Raw genomic sequence first — 18,784 nt, forward strand, 5'->3', positions numbered from 1 at the left:
AATAAGGGCCTTAACATTAATTAACCAATAGGAAAAGTTTGTTAATGGTGAATTTTGCTTCGCAAGTGAATAGTGAATTGATATTTTATGATCTGAATTTATTTTTCTGATTTCACTAATATAGCAGGGATATGTTTTACAGGAAAATTAACCGAATTGGCAATGAAGCAATACTCATTCGCTTTGTGATGAAGCTGTTCTGCTTTTTCAATCATGGATGCTTCTGCAACGGTCACCTTTGGATGTAAGGTCACTTCTGTAAAATGACCGCTTCCATTTGCTGTTTCTGCCATTATACCTGAAGCTTCATCTGTATATTCTGTCACAATAATACCAGCCTCGGAACAGAAGTGCAGATACCAGAGCATATGACAGGAAGAGAGGGAAGATAAAAGCATTTCTTCAGGATTATATTTTGTTCGGTCTCCACGGAATGCCGGGTCAGATGAGCCTTCAATCATAGCCTTATTTTCTGCTGAAATAGTGTGGCTTCTCTCATAGTCTCGGTAACCGCTGGTTCCGGTACCTTTGTTTCCTGTCCAGTGGATGGTGGTTTTGTAATGGTGGTTTTTCATATTTTAAAGATAAAAAGATAAAAGATAAAAGATAAAAGATAAAAGATAAAAGATAAAAGATAAAAGATAAAAGATAAAAGATAAAAGATAAAAGATAAAAGATAAAAGATAAAAGATAAAAGATAAAAGATAAAAGATAAAAGATAAAAGATAAAAGATAAAAGATCTTTTTCTTAAACAACTATTATGCATCCGGATATCAACATCAATAGGGGTGGGCTTTAGCCCAGCCTGCATAAACAAAAACATCCATTGGCTTTAGCCGAAAGTTATATCAAGAAAGATAATAAAAAAACCTCCAGTACAACTGAAGGTCTTAAATTTTTTAATTAGAGAATTCTATTAATTCTTCTTTTTTAGCATTGTAGATTTTGTATTCTAAATATTTAAAAGAATCTCTTGGAACAATGGTTACCCATTTTTTGTATTTCATAAACCATTTCATCTGGATACTTTTAATGCCTTTTGTAAGGTAGGCTTCCACAAATGGGTGTACATGCAGGTAGATTTTTCCTTTTTCTTTCTGCAGAATGTTTCTTAAGGTTTCACCCATTCTTTCCACGATAACAATAGGAGCTACAATTTCTCCGTCTTTGTTCGGGTTTTCTTCTTTGGTTTCGATCTGCTTTTCCGGACGGTTTCTTTGTCTGGTGATCTGGATCAGACCAAATTTACTTGGAGGAAGTATTTTGTGGCGTGCTTTGTCGCGCTTCATTTCCTCTTTGAGATGTTCGTAAAGATCTCTTCTGTGATCAGAATTCGGCATGTCTATGAAATCGATAACGATAATTCCTCCCATATCGCGGAGGCGAAGTTGTCTTGCGATTTCAGTAGCAGCCATTTTGTTCACTTTCAGTGCGTGTTCCTTATTGACCGCTGTTCCGGTAGTAATATTGTTTCCGGAGTTAACGTCAACGACGTGAAGTGCTTCTGTGTGCTCAATAACAAGATAGGCTCCTTTAGAACTTGGAATGTTTACGTGTTTTCCGAAGCTCTGTTTAAGCTGTTTTTCAACATTGTAATATTCCAGAAGTGGAATATGAGAATCATAAAACTGGACAATATTTTTCTTTTCAGGAGCAATTACTTCAATGTAATTCTTCATTTCGTTCACCATCTGTTCATCATCACAGATGATATTCACGAAGTCCTGGTTAAAATTGTCTCTTAAAATAGCTGAAGCTTTGTCTTCTTCGCTTAAAACTTTGGACGGAACTTTATTTCTCTGGATATTTTTAAAAGTGCTTTCCCATTTCTGAACCAGCTGGTTCATATCATTATGAAGATCGGCTACTTTTTTTCCTTCTGCTACCGTTCTGATGATCACCCCGAATCCTTCAGGCTTAATACTGTCGATAAGGGTTCTCAGTCTTTCTTTTTCCTCAGAGCTTCTGATTTTTTTGGAAATAGAAACTTTATTGTCAAAAGGAATTAAAACCAGAAAGCGTCCTGTTAATGAAATCTGGGTAGAAATCCTGGGACCTTTGGTAGAAATTGGTTCTTTGGTAATCTGTAGCAAAACCAGATCGTCTTTGGCGATTACCTTGTCTACAGTTCCGTTTTTGTCTATTTCGGGTTGTATCTCGAAATTTTTTAAGCTCGAAGTGCTTTGTTTTTTAGAAATAGTGTCTTTTAAAAACTTTCGGTACGTAAGGTACTGCGGTCCAAGATCCTGATAATGCAGAAATGCATCTTTGTCATATCCGATATTGACGAATGCCGCATTCAGATTGGGTGCCAGTTTTTTTACTTTTCCTATAAACAGATCTCCAACTATAAAATCGCTTTTGTCTTCTTGCTCATGAAGTTCACATAGTCTTCCGTCTTCCAGCAGCGCAATCTTTGTAAGATCATCTTCATGCGAAACTATTAGTTCTTTCTTCATTTTTTAATAAGATAAAATTGTTAAGATTATAGGAAGTGGATGTTTTTTTGATTAATTCATCTATTAAATATAAGGATTTTGAATGAAAACCATTATATGTTTGTTAAAATAATATTTGAAACCCTCCGTTTTCCGCGGAATCTTATAGTTGCAAACAAAAATATAGTTAGTGAACTTTAAAAAATTAAATCCACCAACTATATTATTATATTGTAAATCTCGGGAAAAAGAGATTATTTTTTCTTATGTCTGTTTGCTCTTCTTCTTTTCTTTCTTTTGTGAGTTGCAACCTTGTGTCTTTTTCTTTTCTTTCCGCTTGGCATAATTTTAATTTTTTAGTAACTAGTTAATATTCAGTTAATGTTCTTATTTTACTGCAACTTTAGTTTTTACTTTCTCAACAAAAGATTTTGAAGGTTTGAAAGCAGGAATGTTATGAGCAGGAATCTCAATTGCAGTGTTTTTAGAAATATTTCTTCCTGTTTTAGCAGCTCTTGTTTTAATGATAAAAGATCCAAAACCTCTTAGATAAACGTTATCCCCATTATACATAGAAGTTCTGATCTCCTGCATAAAAGCTTCTACAACTTTCTGTGTTTCATTCTTTTCTGTTCCCAACTTATTTGAGATGGTGTTTACCAATTCTGCCTTTGTCATTTCCTTATTTTAATTTTAAATTTTAGGTGTGCAAATTTAGTTAAAAAAATTGAATACTAGCAAATTAGTGACAAAATATTTTTATTCAAAGAGCAGGACTTTTTATATATATGCCATATTAAGGCAGGGTTATAATAATTAACAATAAAATAATGTGGCTGAATTAGGATGCGGAAAAAACATGAACAAAAATTAATAAATAACAGTTTTGGAAGGCTCTGCAGGGTTTTTGTAGTCTTACAAAAGACATTGAAAGAATCTCTGATTATCCTTATTTGTTACCGGAATTAAAAAAATATTGCTTGAATCAGAATTTTACAGGCTGGAATTATAATATCCGTTTTCTACGCAGAATCTTATAAGGTGAAGCTTGGTTTTTAATCCCAGCTTTTCTGTAAGACGGTTGATGTAAGTGTCAATAGTTCTGGTGCTCAGATTAAGCTTTTCTGCAATCTCTTTATTGCTGAATCCCTCATAGCAGAATCTCATGAGCTGTATTTCAGAGGGTGAAAGCTCTTCCTGCCCTTTTTTCTGCCTGTCCATATATTCCTGTACGGCAAGAGGCTGCTGTTCCCATTCTTTGGAATAGGCCTGGTAATCGAAGTCATCAGAAACAATACTTCCTTTAATAATATCCTTTATGATGGTGCTCTTTTTCTGACAGTAGTAGATATTTGGAATCTTTGAAAGAATTTCAGCCATATCCTCCTGATAGGTGCCGGAATAGGTAATAATAGGAGTTTCGGTATTGTTTTTTCTGATGTATTTGATTGCTTCAATCCCGCTTAATACCGGCATAAAGAGTTCAATAATGAACACGTCTTCCTGTCTTCTGTAGATTCTGTTTACCAGTTCATGTCCGTTATTACAATCATTCAGAAGCATATAGAAGGGGTTTTCCATAAGTGTTTTGATCATTATTTTTTTAAAATAAAAATCACTGTCAGCAATGGAAAAACGTACGGTATTAGATAATATTTTGCTCATTCTTAATATCGATTTGGCGAATGATATTTAAAATTCAGAGGTCTAATTTATGAAAAACTTATCAAAGTGAAAATTAATATTAATTTAATCAGGGTTTTCACGAAACAAGGCTGGGGAAATTACGTATTGTGCATGAATTTTTTTTTTTATATTTTCACAGGCCAAACAAATCGCAAATTATGTCTTCTAACAGGGAAAAAAAATTGAACAAATCTGACGTCAGAATGGGCATTTGGAAGTTTATTCTGTCATTTGTTGTTTTGTCGGTTGTATCTTTTGCTTGCTTATTTCTCTTCTTTAAGAGTTATGATATACAGCGGGAAGGGATCAGCCGTGAAGCTGAAGCCTACAAAGAACTGATGCTTCGAAGTGACGTACTGAAAGATCACATTGATGATATTTACGACAAAATGAACCAGCTTAGTATTAATAAGGTGGAGAATGAAGTGTTTCTCAGAACCAATATTATGGATAATGTGAGAGATGCCAAAAACATTATGGGTAAAGACAGTGTGGAGAGCTTTAAGCATTATGCCGTACTCATGAAACAGATTGTACCTATGATGAACTTAAAAGCTAAGATCATTGAGGTAGAGTATCAGAAGAAAAGTATCATAAGGGATCTGGATGAATGTATGGGTAAGATAAGAGTGACGAACAATGAGCTTAGAAAAGATCCTACAAGAAATTTCACAGGAAGTAAAAGAAGAAGATAAAAAGAAAAGATATGCAGGGACAAATCACATTATCTAAGAAAGAAAGGCATTATCAGTTTTTTTATTTAATACTGATGCTGGTGACAGCCATGTTGTTTTTGGGAGTAATCTTTTTAAAAGGATTCCAGTCTCCCTTTTCTGATGAAGATGTAAGAGGAATTCAGAATCTTGAACAGAAAGCTGCGTTTGAAAAACATCAGAAAATTGTTCTTCCTATCATGGACAGTACTTATACCATGATCAGCAAACTTACCGATGACGGTCCACAACCTTTCATGGAAAACAATATTCAGCTGGGCGTTAATGACCTTAACAGCTATTTCAACAGTACAGACGTTGTGGATATCCGTAAGGATGCCTATCCTCAGATTGCAAAATTCTATAAAATGTATTTTGAAGACAAGAAAGTTCTTTCAACAGCCTCTGAAGACATTAAAATCTTCCAGAAGCAGGTAGATGAATGCCGAATCGGATTTAAAGATAAGCAGAATAAGCTCTATCAGCGCGAGCAGGATCTGAAAGCAAGAATGCAGTAAGCAAAAAATACTAGGAACATAAATAAAACACATCACAATTACTAACTATGAATTATTTTCAAAAGAACAAGAAAAACATTATTATCGGTGTTATTGCAACTTTGCTGATCGCAGCATTGGTTGCTCTGTGGCTGCAGAAAAAGGTAATACATTCGGCAGATGATATTGTTGGGGTGGTTTATCCGTCTTCACTGGCGGTAGGAGACACGCTTTTATTCGAAGATAAAACCCAGTTTGCCAAAACCAAAAGATGGAATTTCGGAGATGGGACAACTTCAGATAAAAACAGTGGTATACACTTCTATAATAAACCAGGATATTATCAGGTGAGTTTGATCGTAGACAATAAGTACACGAAATCTTTCCCTGTAATGGTAAGCGCAAGAAGCGTTCAGAAGCCAAAGGATACTGCGAAGATTACCACGACAATCGAAGCTCCTGCACAGGCAATGCAAAATGAAAACGTACCTTTCCGTGCTGTTTCTGAAGCAAAGCGTTTTGCATGGAAATTCGGAGAAACCGGCAACACGGATGCTAAAGATAAATTTACAATTTATTCCTATAAAAAGCCCGGTGATTATCTTGTAACGCTTTATACAGAAGAAAGCGAAGATCCTGTTTACCACCGTATTAAAATTCTTCCTGCCTATGATGCTCTTGCAGAAGATGAAATTTCTGTAGAAGATTCTTATGCAAAAGTTGACAACGATTTCAAATATCACCTGCAGCAGATTGCAAACGGAAACAGTTTCAATATGCATTACAATTACCTGTTAAAAACCTATCTGTGTAACAATGAAAATACAGTGGTAAAAGTAAATGACAGTAAAGTAAACAACTTCTACATGTATTGTGCAGGTCTTCAGTTTGACAAAAATACGGTGATCCAGACTGTAAAAGTAAACCTGGATGACACGCAGAACTGTGTAACGAAAGTAGATATCAATCAAAGCAAATAATTTCGTCCGGTATTACGGATGTACCAATCATAAAAAGATTAAATAGGATGAAAAATAAATTTCCTCTAGCAGCATATTATATAGGGTTATCAGTATTATTGACGAGTTGCCAGGTAAAACTGCCGTCAAAGAAAACCCCGGAGCCTTCACAGTATGGGCAGGTGGATGCTTCCCCTGTCGTTAACGGGTATCCAAAAAAGTCAGTTCCATGGATCGTCATTTCAGACAGATCAAGAAATACGGCTTACCTGGATAAAGATGATGAGAAGTCTTACAAAGAAGTAAAATTCCTTGAGCCTTTAATGGTTCTGAAACATAGAGACGGAATGGTAAAAGTAGCGGAATATGTTCCGGATGCTTTAATGAAAAAAGTTTCGTCAAAATCAGTTAAGACATACGGTTGGATTCCTGAATCGGACCTTCTTCTCTGGAATAACGCTTTAAAAAGTGAAAAAACAGGTTATCCTGTAAGAGTAGCCGTAGTTCCTAATAACAGCGAGGTCATCAGAAATGCTGAAAGGTACTATAAAAATGACTCTATTATGGTGTTTAACTCACCGAGTCTTATTGAAACAGCCAATGTGAAAATCCCTAACGGACAGATTGTATATGTATACAAGATGGCTGAGAATAACAAACGTTTCCTGGTAGGTAAAAAACCTTCTGTTGACATGGACAGTATCAGCAAGGGGCTTTACGGATGGGTAAGCTCAAATGTGATTTCTACATGGGGAGAACGTTCTGCCATCAAACTTAAAAATACAACAGGGATTAACGATACAACATTGGGAATCCATGAAGGGCATCCCGGAGGATCAGCATCAGATGCTACTAATAAAACAGCTATTCTTCTTACCGATGTAAATAAGAGAACCCCTCTGGAAAACATTTATCCGATAAATCTTCCGTTAGAAGAAACGCCAACTCCTGATATCAAGACAAAATATTTCACCAATATTTTAGATTACAGCAAAAACTTTGTATCCAACGTATTAGGTGAGCCTATCTATTTTGACCGTTACAGAGAAATCACGGAAAAAGATAAAAATATCAATATTGTGTTTGCATTAGATGTAAGTGCTTCCAATGCGCCTTATGCCCCTATTGTAAAATCATTGCTGCAGGATCTTCAGCTCAGATTTGAAAAACCATCATATTTTAACAATGTTAAATATGGAGCGGTTTTATATAAGAATAATCCATGTGGGGATAATGTTGCGGTATCCACTTTAAGTACAGATTACAGTAAAATCACTTCATTTATTGATCAGAAAACGAATGAAATGAACTGCGCAAGCAATAACGGTTATCAGCCGGTGGGAGAAGCTCTTACTGCAGCCGGGAATCTTCTTTCAAATGTTCCTGATGAAACCAATATTGTTGTAACTGTAGGAACTACTGCTAACCAGAGCGGCAATATGTACAGCGTAATCAGTTCACTGACTCAGGCTCAGGCAAGACTGATCATGTTCCAGACCAGCGCACGATCTTCCGATACCTATAATGATTTTGTATTGATGGCGGAAAATGTGGTTACCAATACGGCTAAGAATATTGCTGAACTCAAAAAACAAAAGATCATCGACCAAAATGATGTTTTGACTAAGAATAATTTCAGCCTTGTGGAAGGTGATGCAGGATTCTTTTCTTTGGCTTACCCTAAGCAGAGTATGTCCCAGGGATTCGTTATCTTCCCTAAAAAAGGAGACATTACGACTCCGGGATTCCTGAAGAAATCAGTTGACAGCCTTATTGCACAGGTTACTTTGGACAACCAGACGGTTGATAAATCCCTTAATGAATATTTCCATTCATCAGTAGGAGCAGGAAGAACAGATGTGGATTTAAAATATAAATATCTGTATCCGGGGCTTACCAATCCGGTTTCTGCAGGTATTGCAGCACAGCTGATCAATTATGGAAGCCCGTTCCTTGTGAAAGGATATATTCCAAAAGATCTGAAAGAATTTACACCGGCAATAGAAAAAGGAATCCTTATTTCTGAATCGGAATATGATAATCTGAAAGCTTTCTACACAGAAGTATACAGAAATACCCAGGCTGACCGTGCAGACTTTAATCAGGCAAGAGCTATTAAAGAATACGTTAAGCTGCTTAAGAAATATAATCCTACGATAAAATTCCTGGATAAAGGAGCGCTTTACGAGCTGCCAATGTCTTATGCTATCGGAATGAGCACAGGATTTGATCTTTCTGAAGAAGAATTGATGGCTAAGTATAAACTGAAAGGCTGGAAGAAGTCAAAAGTTGTTCCTAATGAAACAGTGAAAAACTATTTTTACCACTATAAAAACCTGGCAGACAGAATGCTTGCGAACAGAAATAACCCAGCGGTAAAAATCCAGCAGAACGGACAGACTTTCTACTGGCTTAATGAATACTTTACTCCGTCAAGAATGCCTACAGAACAGCCGGAATATACAAAACATTAAGATTTTTAAGTTAATCATATTAAAGCAGGAGTATTTACTTCTGCTTTTTTTGTGTTGTAAAATGAACCTCTCTGTTTTAATTTATAACAACCTTAAATTTTGTACCTTAAATTTAAACTTTCACCCTTATTATTTCTCTTGTATGTGTAAAATAAATATTTTTCTTGAAAACGGGATTTAACTTAAAATGCTTCATTGGTGGGAGTTATAGGGTAGGATTTAAATCTATTGTCGTAGAATTACGACAACAAATCGTAGAACTACTACAATTTCTCAGATTTATACTGAAAAGTTTTTTTTAGCGGAAAAGAGCCTCTATATTTGCTATACAATCACTGAATCACAAAATATTATTAACGATTAAAATTTACTAATCATGGCCGAAAGAAATTCAAGAGGAATCTTAAAATTCAATAATGGAGAAGGACAGAAACTGTTAAAAATGAATTACAGTGTATCAAGATCTACAGACGTATCAGGACGTGTAGCATCAGACCCTTCCAACGCTCTCATCAAGGTTACGGTAGAAGCTACTGAAAAATCAGATATCCTTGAAAGTTTATTAAATGGTAAATACAAGCCGACAGTAGGAGAAATCACATTCAATAAATCTCACGAAGAAGGAACACTGATCACTTTAAAATGGGAAAACGGATATGTAATTCAACATCAGGTAGACTTTGATGCTATTGACAGCAACAGTATGCTGATCAGCTTCGTAGTAAGTGCTGAAACTATCGACTACGGTACTTCGCAATATGCTGGTCTATGGCCGTCAAGCTAATATTACACACATTATCAACATTCATAAGAAAAAGACTGTCCCTATTAAAGGCGGTCTTTTTTTGCCTGAATAAAAAAACTTACACAAAGGATTTTATTCTACAACAGGCTTATATAATGTCTGTTACGTAAAATATTACTATCTTTAATACCAACACAAACACAAAGCATATGAAAACCGAATCAAAGACAAAGGGATCTTCTTTCCGCCCGTCACAAAATGCCGACGGAATATCCGAGAATCATCATACGGGCATCAACCGGCTGGTTAAATTGTCACTGGTTGTAGAAGGCAAAATTATTAAGTACTATAAACATTTCACTCTTAAACAAAAAGCGGGGCACCACCACGAATTCAATCTTATCCTTGCTCATGATGCGCTGGGAGACAGGCAAAGCCATACTCTTGAAGAAGCTAATAAATTTCTTGGAAAACGTCTCACGGCCGTTATGTCGTACAAAGATATTGAGAATAGCCCCGAAAGAAATTTTGTTGGGGTTATTACCAAAGTAGGATTCAGCCAGGAAAAGATGAGTCTTGGCAATATTGTGCTTTCAGGGTATAGTCCGACCATTTTGCTGGATGGAGCTCCACATATTCAGAGTTTTGGCGGTGGACAACCTGTTAATATGGGAATCATTGCAGAAGAAGTAATCAAACAGGGACTGGATAAAGAACGGTTTGATATAAGAGTGGATACCAATGATTATTCTCAGATTATTTACAGCAGCCAATATAACGAGACTCATTACAATTATCTGGCGAGAATGGCAGAAGCGTATGGAGAACAATTCTACTACGATGGTGAAGTATTGCATTTTGGAAAACTTCCACCTCAGAATAAACCTATAAAGCTAATGTATGGAAGCAATGCGGATAATATCAGAGTAGAGTTAAAAGCTGTTCATACAAAACCTCAATATTACGGATATAACAGCAGTAAAAACGAAAAACTGACTTCAGGTGAAACACCGGTCAGTCATTTGGGTGATCTGGCCCGTACGGCATATAGCCATAACGATAAAATATATAAAACTCCGGCATTACAGGTTGCACCTATCAAAGCAACCACACATCTGGATGTAGAGCACTCCCAGAGAAGTACATCAGGAAGCGAAGCCGTTAATGTATTTTCTGTTTCGGGATCTACAACCGTTCCGTTTTTGCATCCGGGATGCGTTGCAGATATTCACATGAGAAAGCCGGATAGCAATGAGACTTCCTACTTTACAAAGGTCATGGTCACTGAAGCTGTTCATGAAATTGATACAATTGGGCATTACACAGGAACTTTTGAATCCATAGCGGCTGATACAGGCTTTTTACCCAAACCGGAATTTAAAGTACCTGCTGCCCAACCGCAGATAGCAACAGTAATCTCAAATGCTGATCCGGAAGGCCAGGGAAGAGTTCAGGTAAGATTTGACTGGCAGATGAATGATACCACTCACTTTGTCCGGGTAATGAGTCCGGATGCAGGAGGAACCGATCAGATTACTCAGAACCGTGGGTATGTGGCAATTCCTGAAGTGGGAGATCAGGTAATGGTGAATTTTGTCCATAGCCATCCGGACAGACCCTTCGTGATGGGAGGAATGTTCCATGGAGGAATAGGCCTTGGCGGTGGAGCAGATAACCGTGTAAAATCTATCCAGACAAGAAGCGGCCACAGAATCGTTTTTACAGAAGATGAAAGTATTATTATTACTGATAAAAGCGGAAATGAGATCCATCTGGATACTACAGGAAGTAATATCAATATCACAGCACCGGAAACCATGACCCTGAACTGCAAAAATATGAACATTAATGTCGGGGAGAATATGACTACGACGGTGGGAATGAATAAGTCTGATAGTATCGGATTAAATAATACCGAGACTGTAGGCGCTATGAAACTTACCTCGGTCATAGGAAATGTGAGTACATTCATTACGGGTAAGCTTACTGAGATCATTGAAGGAGATGTGCATAGTGAAACAAAGAAGGAAAGAAATGAGATTTCGGAGAAGGAAATCAACATTACTTCCAATGCTTCCATTAATAAACATGCCCAGCAGGAAGTACAAAATAACAGCGGTGAGAAATCTAAAGCGCATTAACCATGAGCAGAACGAGAATTGTAAAAGGCACCTACAACAAAATCTCACATGAAAATCATAATATGTATTCTCAGGAGAGTATTATTTCACGTGCCATGAAATGGATTTCTGAAAAGGGGAATGCTAAAGGGGTGAGTCATAATACTCCCCAATCTCCACCACTACAACAGCTGATACAATTGATTGTGCAATTCAGACCGAATAAAAACTGGAAAGGAGAGTTTGGTTTTGATTGGATGAGAATAGGAGATACGAGCCTTTTTAATGATCAAAAATTTGAGGATATTGTAGCATATCAGTATGAAGATGCCAAGTTTACAACAAAAGTAAAAAACGGCAATAAATATGATGGATACTTTAAGGTTAGCGAAACGATGTTTAATAACTTAAAAAAAGAGTATAATCCTTTCAGTGTTGCATGGAAAACGAAAAAAGATAAAACAGGAAAAGATGTTCCTGAAGAATACTTCATACCGTGGCTATCTATCCTAAAAGATAAAGAAATTAAGATTACTTTTTTTGCGGAAATCCAACAAGAAGCTGATTATTTGGAGTTTACCAAATCTGATTATTTTACTTTTACTCCTGATAAAATAGAAATAAAAGGTAAAAAGAAAATAGCTTTGAACGATTATGAAGTTACAATCAAATGCATAAAAGAGTTAACAAGTAACCAGACTATAGAGTTAAAAGCTTTTAAAACTGAAGCAGGAGCAACTGTTGAATCAATTGCCGGGAAAATAAATGTCTGGGCCAATGATAATACAAAACAGAAGAAAAAAGATGTTGTATTTGTTGAGATAAAAACTCCGGAATTGTCAACAGGATCAGGGAAGAATAAACCTAATATTAATGATGAAAAAAATAGGATAAATCAATATCTTGAGCAAGCATATATCAAATTATCGGATGATTCAGATATTGTTGAATTAGATTTAACAGCAGATAAAAATTTTATTGACTTCGTAACCAGTGGTGAAGTAGATCCTGGTAAAATGAGTGGTGGAAAAGAACTACAGGATTATTTGAAAGTTCAATTGGAAAAGGCTTATCCTAAGAAATATACAAAGCATTTCAAAGCATTTTATTTTGCTGAGCATGGTTATGCTGCAAGAGGGCACGTTTCCGGATATTCAAATTATGGAGCAGATTATGTGGTCGTATTTAAAAGTAAAAACGAGCAGACAGCAGCACATGAATTTCTTCATTCAATGAATTTAGCCCATACATTTGCAAATAAGGAGGCATCTTCTCATGCATTGTATACGTATGAATATAGAAAGACAGATAATTTATTAGATTATTCGCATCATGGAGGAAATGATAATAAGCGATGTTCATTATATTATTGGCAATGGAAAAAAGCTAATTCATCTATAAAATAGGTTGTTATGAATAAAATAATAGTGTTAATGTGGTTGAGTATGTTTATACAATGCCAATCTCAAAAAATAGACAAATATATGATACCAATTGTTGATAATAAGTATGAAAAATTTGATATCGAAAATTTCCAAAAGAAATCAGTAAGAGGATACTTGAAAGTGCGGGAAAATAACAATACCTACATTCAGGATTTTCAATCACCAGGTTATAGAGAAATAATTTATAATGATAATTTGTTTTATAAGGTCACTAAATTTTTCTATGGTAATGGTAATATTGAGAAAAAAGGATGTTTGTTCAATGAAGGCTCAGTAGTTGGTATTTGGTATCATTTTGACGAATCTGGTAAGCTCCTTAAAGAGGAAAACATGGATGAAGGCTACGACTTTAAACCTGCAGATATTATTGCATACTGCGAAAAGAATAAAATTGATCTGCCTAAAGGCTACCATGATTCTGGTTACCAGTCCAGAGTATTAAAACAGGATTTTGAAGGCAAAAAAGTATGGAGAATTTCTCATCAAATTGCAGGCGACAAAATAGAAGAAATCATTCTGGATGGTAAAACAGGAAAAGAGCTTCAGAAAAAAACAGTACCGTTTTATAATCCATAATTCTTGTTGGGTCTTTTCTACAATGCCAATCTCAGGAATTACAAAAAACAATGATTCCAAAAGTTAGTAATGAATTTGAAAAGATTACTTATGATAAAAAAAGTAATAAAAACGTCCTTAATTTTTTTATCCGTTTTAGTTTTTTCTCAAAATAAATCTGAGCAAAAATTGATATCTAAAATAAATAAAGAACTATCAGATCCTGATATCATAAAAATAGAATCCGCCGGAGAAGAATGGAGTCATGACAACCTGATTGTTTATCTCAAAAATAAAGTTCCCATATTGATTATTAGAGAAAAAAATACGATAACGAATGCAGAACATACAGATTTTACAAATTCTACAGTAAAAGAAAATATTGTTGCAAAATTTTATTTTCAGGATTGGAAGCAAAATAAATTTGTAAGAGTTGGAAAAATAGAAAGCGAATATCAGCAATATGGGCATAAAGAGGAGGAAAAAAACAGACAATATCATTCAAAAAAAGAAATGAATAAAGAATTTGTTTTTGATTATGAAGTAGATAGGGTGAATTCATTAATTCAGCAATATTAATAACCTCTTTTAGTTATAATCCGATAGAGGTCATCAGGGTAAAACAAAAAATCATATTTCTTCTCTATTTGAAGAATTAACTATCTTTATATCATTTAGAATAAAATAACTAATTTTAGCATCATAAAAAGAACAATTTTTTATACCCTGATAAAAGGGATGGAAAATATGGATCGAAACCATCAAATCAGCACATAAAACAGAACGCAAATATATTAATATAAGAAAATTATAAATGGGAGTACTAGTAACCAACGAAACCGTAAAGCAACTATTTCACATTGCTCAGTCGATAGCGAAGGAAAATTATAATGGAACTTATGGTGGCCCGCACATCCTGCAGGCTTTAATGCATAAAGATATCGGACTTAATGAATTCCTGAAAAGCATAGATAAAGATCCGGGATACTTCTATGAATGGGCAGATGTCCGCATCGAAGAATATCCGAAAACCAGTCATCTTCCCGATGAAGTAGGGCAGGATGATGCAGTGGATACCCTTATTGAAGAAGCTGACGATATCCGTTTAAAATTAGGACTGGATGAGATTACTCCTATCTGCATCCTTACAGCCATTGTAAAACCACAGGTTGTATTCTCTCTTCAGCAGTTAAAATCACTTCCTTTGAGAGAACATGAAATCTTTAATCTATATAGAAAAGATACTCCGTTTACTGTTTCAGAAGATGGGAACTTCTCATCATTATTTTCAAATGGTTCAGACTATTCAGATTCTTCCTTTCCTTCTATTAAAAGCTACTGTGTAGACAGAACGGCACAGGCAAGAAAAGGAGAAATCGAAAATATCATCGGCAGGGACAAAGAACTCAGAATGCTGGTGGAAATTCTTTGTCGCAGAAGCAAACCGAATGTGATCATCATCGGGGAGCCGGGAGTAGGAAAGACAGCTTTGGTAGAAGGCTTTGCTACAGAAATTATTAAAGGAAATGTTCCTGAAATGCTTAAAAACGGAACCCTTTTAGAACTTGATACCGGAGCATTGCTAGCCGGAACTTCTTATAAAGGTGAAATTGAAGACCGCCTGAAAAAAGTCATCAATGAATGTAAGAAAATTGAAAAAGCCATTCTTTTCATTGATGAAATCCATACCCTATTAGACCCGAAAGGAAGCATCGGAAACGTTGCCAATCTCCTGAAACCTGAGCTTGCCAGAGGTGAAATTACCGTAATTGGAGCCACGACACAGGAAGAATACAGAAAAATTATTGAGCCTGAACAGGCTTTCAACCGTCGTTTTGAAGTGTTAACCGTTCTTGAACCGGACGAGAAGACCTGTGTCAAAATGATAGATGTACTCCTTGAAGGGTACAAAAAACACCACGGTATTGAAGTAGAAAAAACAGCCCTTCCGGAATGCGTACGTCTTGCAAAAAGATATGCCAAAGGTAAAAAATTGCCGGATGCAGCTATTGATTTGTTAGACCGAACAATGGCCGCGATCAAAATGCTTGATGAACTTTCCGAAAAAGAACTTGAAAGCTGGAAAGAAAGTTATGATGCAATTTTGAAGGAAGAATATGCAGACAGCAAAGATAAAGCAGATGAACTGATCTGGACTTACAACCTGTTGAGAGACAAAATAAGCCCGATTCTTTGGGGATCACTGAGTGAACAGCCTTCGATTGACAACTCTATGCCCGTAGATCAGATCCAGAAGATTATTGAAGATACTTATGCAGAACTTCTGCAACATGCGGCCAAGAAAAGAGAAAAGGTAGACAGATTGGAACTGGCTGCTGTAATGGCTGCAAAAACCAATATCCCAATCGGGAAAATCCAGGCCCAGGAAAAAGAAAAACTCCTCAATATGGAATCCCTTCTGTTGAACAGAGTGGTAGGACAGGACCATGCATTGAAAATCCTTTCGGACGCTATTGTTGAAAATCGAAGCGGATTGAATAAGCCGGGGCAACCTATCGGATCCTTCTTCCTTCTGGGACCTACCGGAACCGGTAAAACAGAGCTCGCGAAATCAATGGCAGAATTACTTTTCAACGATGAAAAGGCAATGGTACGCTTTGATATGTCAGAATTTAAAGAAGAACATTCCGCAGCATTGCTATACGGAGCGCCTCCGGGATATGTAGGATATGAAGAAGGGGGTATGCTGGTAAATAAAATAAGACAACAGCCTTATACTGTAGTTTTATTTGATGAAATTGAAAAAGCCCATCATTCTGTGTTTGATGTATTCCTTCAGATTATGGATGAAGGGAAAGTTCATGATAAATTAGGGAAAGAAGGAGATTTTAGTAATGCATTGATTCTGTTTACTTCCAATATCGGAAGTGAAGAAATTGTAAAACAGTTTGAAGAAGGAAAAATTCCGGAATCATCTTCACTGATGCAGATTATGTCAAATTCAGGACGGTTCAGACCTGAGTTCCTGGCAAGAATTACAGAGATCATTCCTTTTGCACCAATTACAGAATCCATTGCAGAGAGAATCTTTAATATTCAGCTGAAATCACTTCATACATCCTTGACAAGGCTCGGTATCACTTTAAAAATAAGTGATGATGCTGTGAGAAACCTTGCTTTAGGTGGATTCAGCAGTAAGTACGGAGCAAGACAGATCTCTGGAGTCATTCGTGCACAGTTGGCAAGACCTATCTCTAAAATGATTGTCAGAGAAGAAGTGAAATCCGGGCAGACTATCCATGTAGATTGGAATAAAGAAGAAGAAAAACTAAGCTGGAAAGTAGATTAAGTATACAGTAAAAAGGCAGATCTGCAAACCGCTTTTTTGCCTTTTGCTTATAAATAAAATTAACATGAAAACGATTGTCAGAAATATCTTTACAGGTTTACTATTAATAGGAACTGTTGTTTTGGTAAACGGACAGTTTCTTGCCGCTTCCGATACCTCGGAAAGCAGTGTGAAAAAGTACAGAAGTATCATTAATGCCAATAAAGATCTGGTAGAATTTATTGAGCAGTTACTTCTCCAGAAAGGACTTCCCAAACATTTGAGAAACCTGGCTCTGATTGAGTCTAATTTTGACAGAAATATCACCTCAGGAGCCGGAGCTGTAGGGGTTTGGCAGTTTATGACTGCACACGCCAACCAGTACGGACTTACTGAGCAGGGACGTACGGATCTCTATAAAAGTACCAAAACAGCGGCTATTTCTTTAAGCAACCTCTATAAAAAGTATAATAATTGGGTGACGGTAGTAGCTGCTTACAACTGTGGCGAAGGAAATATAGCGAAAGCAATGGAAGCTGCAGGTTCCTCTCAATATCATGAATTTTATAAATATCTTCCGGGGGAAACTATTAATCACGTAAAGAAATACCTGAATGCATGTTATGCTACCGGAGAGCTTCAGAGTGTGCTGAATAATTATAATTCATCAAGGATCAATAAGGTATTTTTTGAAGGAGACCGGAAAGAAACTGCTGCTGCACTTTCAGAAACAGAAATCAATGCCGGATTTAATCTTAACGTAGTTGCAGCCGAACTGAATATAGGAGTAGATAAAATTCTTGCCTGGAATCCGGGAATTGTAGAAGAACTGCAGAAAAAAGGGGAAAGCCCTTTCTATCTTCCGGTTGATCTGATGCCCGATTTTCTGCTGAGAAAAAATAAAATATTGGTTCGTTCCATAAAAGAAGGAGGAAAGACTCAACAGTAAACAGTAAATAAAATTGAATAAAATAAATAAGCGGCAGGTTTCTTACTTGCTGCTTTTTTGTATTGTTAAAAACATACTAATTTTATTAAAAGAATCTTAATATTTCTCAGTAATGTGTAAAATTATTGATTTTAATTATCCTTTTTAAATGTGTTGAAAGCCTTTATTAATCGTGTTTATAATGAATTTGTTAAATCCAATGTCGTAGAATTACGACAACAAATCGTAGAACTACTACACTTTTTCAGATTTATATTGAAAAGTTTTTTTTAGCAGTAAAGAGCGTCTATCTTTGTTAACACAATCACCGAATCACAAAATATTAACGATTAAAATTTACAATCATGGCCGAAAGAAATTCAAGAGGAATCTTAAAATTCAACAATGGAGAAGGACAAAAGCTGTTAAAAATGAACTACAGCGTATCAAGATCTACAGACGTATCAGGACGTGTAGCATCAGACCCTTCCAACGCATTAATCAAGGTTACGGTAGAAGCTACTGAAAAATCAGACATCCTTGAAAGTTTATTAAACGGTAAATACAAACCAACAGTAGGAGAAATCACATTCAACAAATCTCATGAAGAAGGAACACTGATCACTCTGAAATGGGAAAACGGATACGTAATCCAGCACGAAGTAGACTTCGACGCCATCGACAGCAACAGTATGCTGATCAGCTTCGTAGTAAGTGCTGAAACTATTGATTACGGTAATTCTCAGTACGCAGGACTATGGCCTTCAGCAGGTAAATAAGCCTATTCATCATCTTAGTAAAAATAAAATTGGTACAGAACAGCCCTTGTAAAAGTTTGCTGTTCTGTTTTCTGCTTTACAATAAGTTTCAGATAAATAATCCAGTACATAGAAAACGATATCTGGAATTTAACGAGCTGGTAATAATACCGACA

At 36.0% G+C, this 18,784-nt stretch carries 16 protein-coding genes; 12 read left to right on the plus strand and 4 right to left on the minus strand.

What is annotated here, in order from left to right; genetic code table 11:
• Window positions 1-98: 98 nt before the first annotated feature.
• The 4 genes from EL165_RS21620 to EL165_RS21635 all read right to left on the minus strand — a co-directional run bounded on the left by EL165_RS21620 (window position 99) and on the right by EL165_RS21635 (window position 4,104).
• Complete coding sequence (locus EL165_RS21620; RefSeq protein ID WP_002984222.1) at window positions 99-575, minus strand: OsmC family protein; 477 nt, start codon at window positions 573-575, stop codon at window positions 99-101.
• Window positions 576-900: 325 nt separating this feature from the next.
• Window positions 901-2,460, minus strand: a complete 1,560-nt coding sequence (locus EL165_RS21625) for an Rne/Rng family ribonuclease (RefSeq protein ID WP_002984215.1) — start codon at window positions 2,458-2,460, stop codon at window positions 901-903.
• 366 nt (window positions 2,461-2,826) lie between these two features.
• Window positions 2,827-3,117, minus strand: coding sequence for an HU family DNA-binding protein (locus EL165_RS21630; protein WP_002984212.1), 291 nt, complete (start codon window positions 3,115-3,117; stop codon window positions 2,827-2,829).
• Between the two features lie 315 nt (window positions 3,118-3,432).
• Window positions 3,433-4,104: a response regulator transcription factor gene (locus EL165_RS21635; RefSeq protein ID WP_002984210.1), complete on the minus strand. Its 672-nt coding sequence runs from the start codon at window positions 4,102-4,104 to the stop codon at window positions 3,433-3,435.
• A gap of 179 nt (window positions 4,105-4,283) precedes the next feature.
• Here EL165_RS21635 and tssO point away from each other — a divergent pair, with 179 nt between their 5' ends.
• From tssO to tssD (EL165_RS21695), 12 genes are all read left to right on the plus strand, one after another.
• The gene (gene tssO / locus EL165_RS21640; protein WP_002984208.1) at window positions 4,284-4,820 is read left to right on the plus strand and encodes a type VI secretion system TssO; all 537 of its coding nucleotides are present in this window, start codon (window positions 4,284-4,286) and stop codon (window positions 4,818-4,820) included.
• Window positions 4,821-4,831: 11 nt separating this feature from the next.
• Complete coding sequence (locus tag EL165_RS21645; RefSeq protein WP_002984205.1) at window positions 4,832-5,356, plus strand: type VI secretion system transmembrane protein TssO; 525 nt, start codon at window positions 4,832-4,834, stop codon at window positions 5,354-5,356.
• A gap of 47 nt (window positions 5,357-5,403) precedes the next feature.
• Complete coding sequence (locus tag EL165_RS21650) at window positions 5,404-6,315, plus strand: PKD domain-containing protein (RefSeq protein WP_002984201.1); 912 nt, start codon at window positions 5,404-5,406, stop codon at window positions 6,313-6,315.
• A gap of 47 nt (window positions 6,316-6,362) precedes the next feature.
• Entirely contained in the window at window positions 6,363-8,768 is a 2,406-nt protein-coding gene (gene tssR / locus EL165_RS21655; protein WP_002984199.1) for a type VI secretion system protein TssR domain-containing protein, read from the plus strand.
• A gap of 376 nt (window positions 8,769-9,144) precedes the next feature.
• The gene (gene tssD, locus EL165_RS21660; RefSeq protein WP_002984198.1) at window positions 9,145-9,552 is read left to right on the plus strand and encodes a type VI secretion system tube protein TssD; all 408 of its coding nucleotides are present in this window, start codon (window positions 9,145-9,147) and stop codon (window positions 9,550-9,552) included.
• 170 nt (window positions 9,553-9,722) lie between these two features.
• Window positions 9,723-11,654, plus strand: a complete 1,932-nt coding sequence (locus tag EL165_RS21665; RefSeq protein ID WP_002984196.1) for a type VI secretion system Vgr family protein — start codon at window positions 9,723-9,725, stop codon at window positions 11,652-11,654.
• Between the two features lie 95 nt (window positions 11,655-11,749).
• Entirely contained in the window at window positions 11,750-13,039 is a 1,290-nt protein-coding gene (locus tag EL165_RS21670; protein ID WP_126358691.1) for a hypothetical protein, read from the plus strand.
• A 6-nt stretch (window positions 13,040-13,045) separates the two neighbouring features.
• Window positions 13,046-13,654, plus strand: a complete 609-nt coding sequence (locus EL165_RS21675; RefSeq protein WP_002984192.1) for a toxin-antitoxin system YwqK family antitoxin — start codon at window positions 13,046-13,048, stop codon at window positions 13,652-13,654.
• Window positions 13,655-13,744: 90 nt separating this feature from the next.
• Window positions 13,745-14,212 (plus strand): hypothetical protein, encoded by a 468-nt coding sequence (locus EL165_RS21680; protein ID WP_041462124.1) that lies wholly within the window; start codon window positions 13,745-13,747, stop codon window positions 14,210-14,212.
• Between the two features lie 235 nt (window positions 14,213-14,447).
• Window positions 14,448-16,943: an ATP-dependent Clp protease ATP-binding subunit gene (locus EL165_RS21685; RefSeq protein ID WP_002984186.1), complete on the plus strand. Its 2,496-nt coding sequence runs from the start codon at window positions 14,448-14,450 to the stop codon at window positions 16,941-16,943.
• A gap of 64 nt (window positions 16,944-17,007) precedes the next feature.
• Window positions 17,008-17,871, plus strand: coding sequence for a lytic transglycosylase domain-containing protein (locus tag EL165_RS21690; RefSeq protein ID WP_002984184.1), 864 nt, complete (start codon window positions 17,008-17,010; stop codon window positions 17,869-17,871).
• A gap of 344 nt (window positions 17,872-18,215) precedes the next feature.
• Complete coding sequence (gene tssD, locus EL165_RS21695; RefSeq protein ID WP_002984181.1) at window positions 18,216-18,629, plus strand: type VI secretion system tube protein TssD; 414 nt, start codon at window positions 18,216-18,218, stop codon at window positions 18,627-18,629.
• Window positions 18,630-18,784: the final 155 nt, after the last annotated feature.

It is taken from the genome of Chryseobacterium gleum, assembly GCF_900636535.1.
Lineage (GTDB): Bacteria > Bacteroidota > Bacteroidia > Flavobacteriales > Weeksellaceae > Chryseobacterium > Chryseobacterium gleum.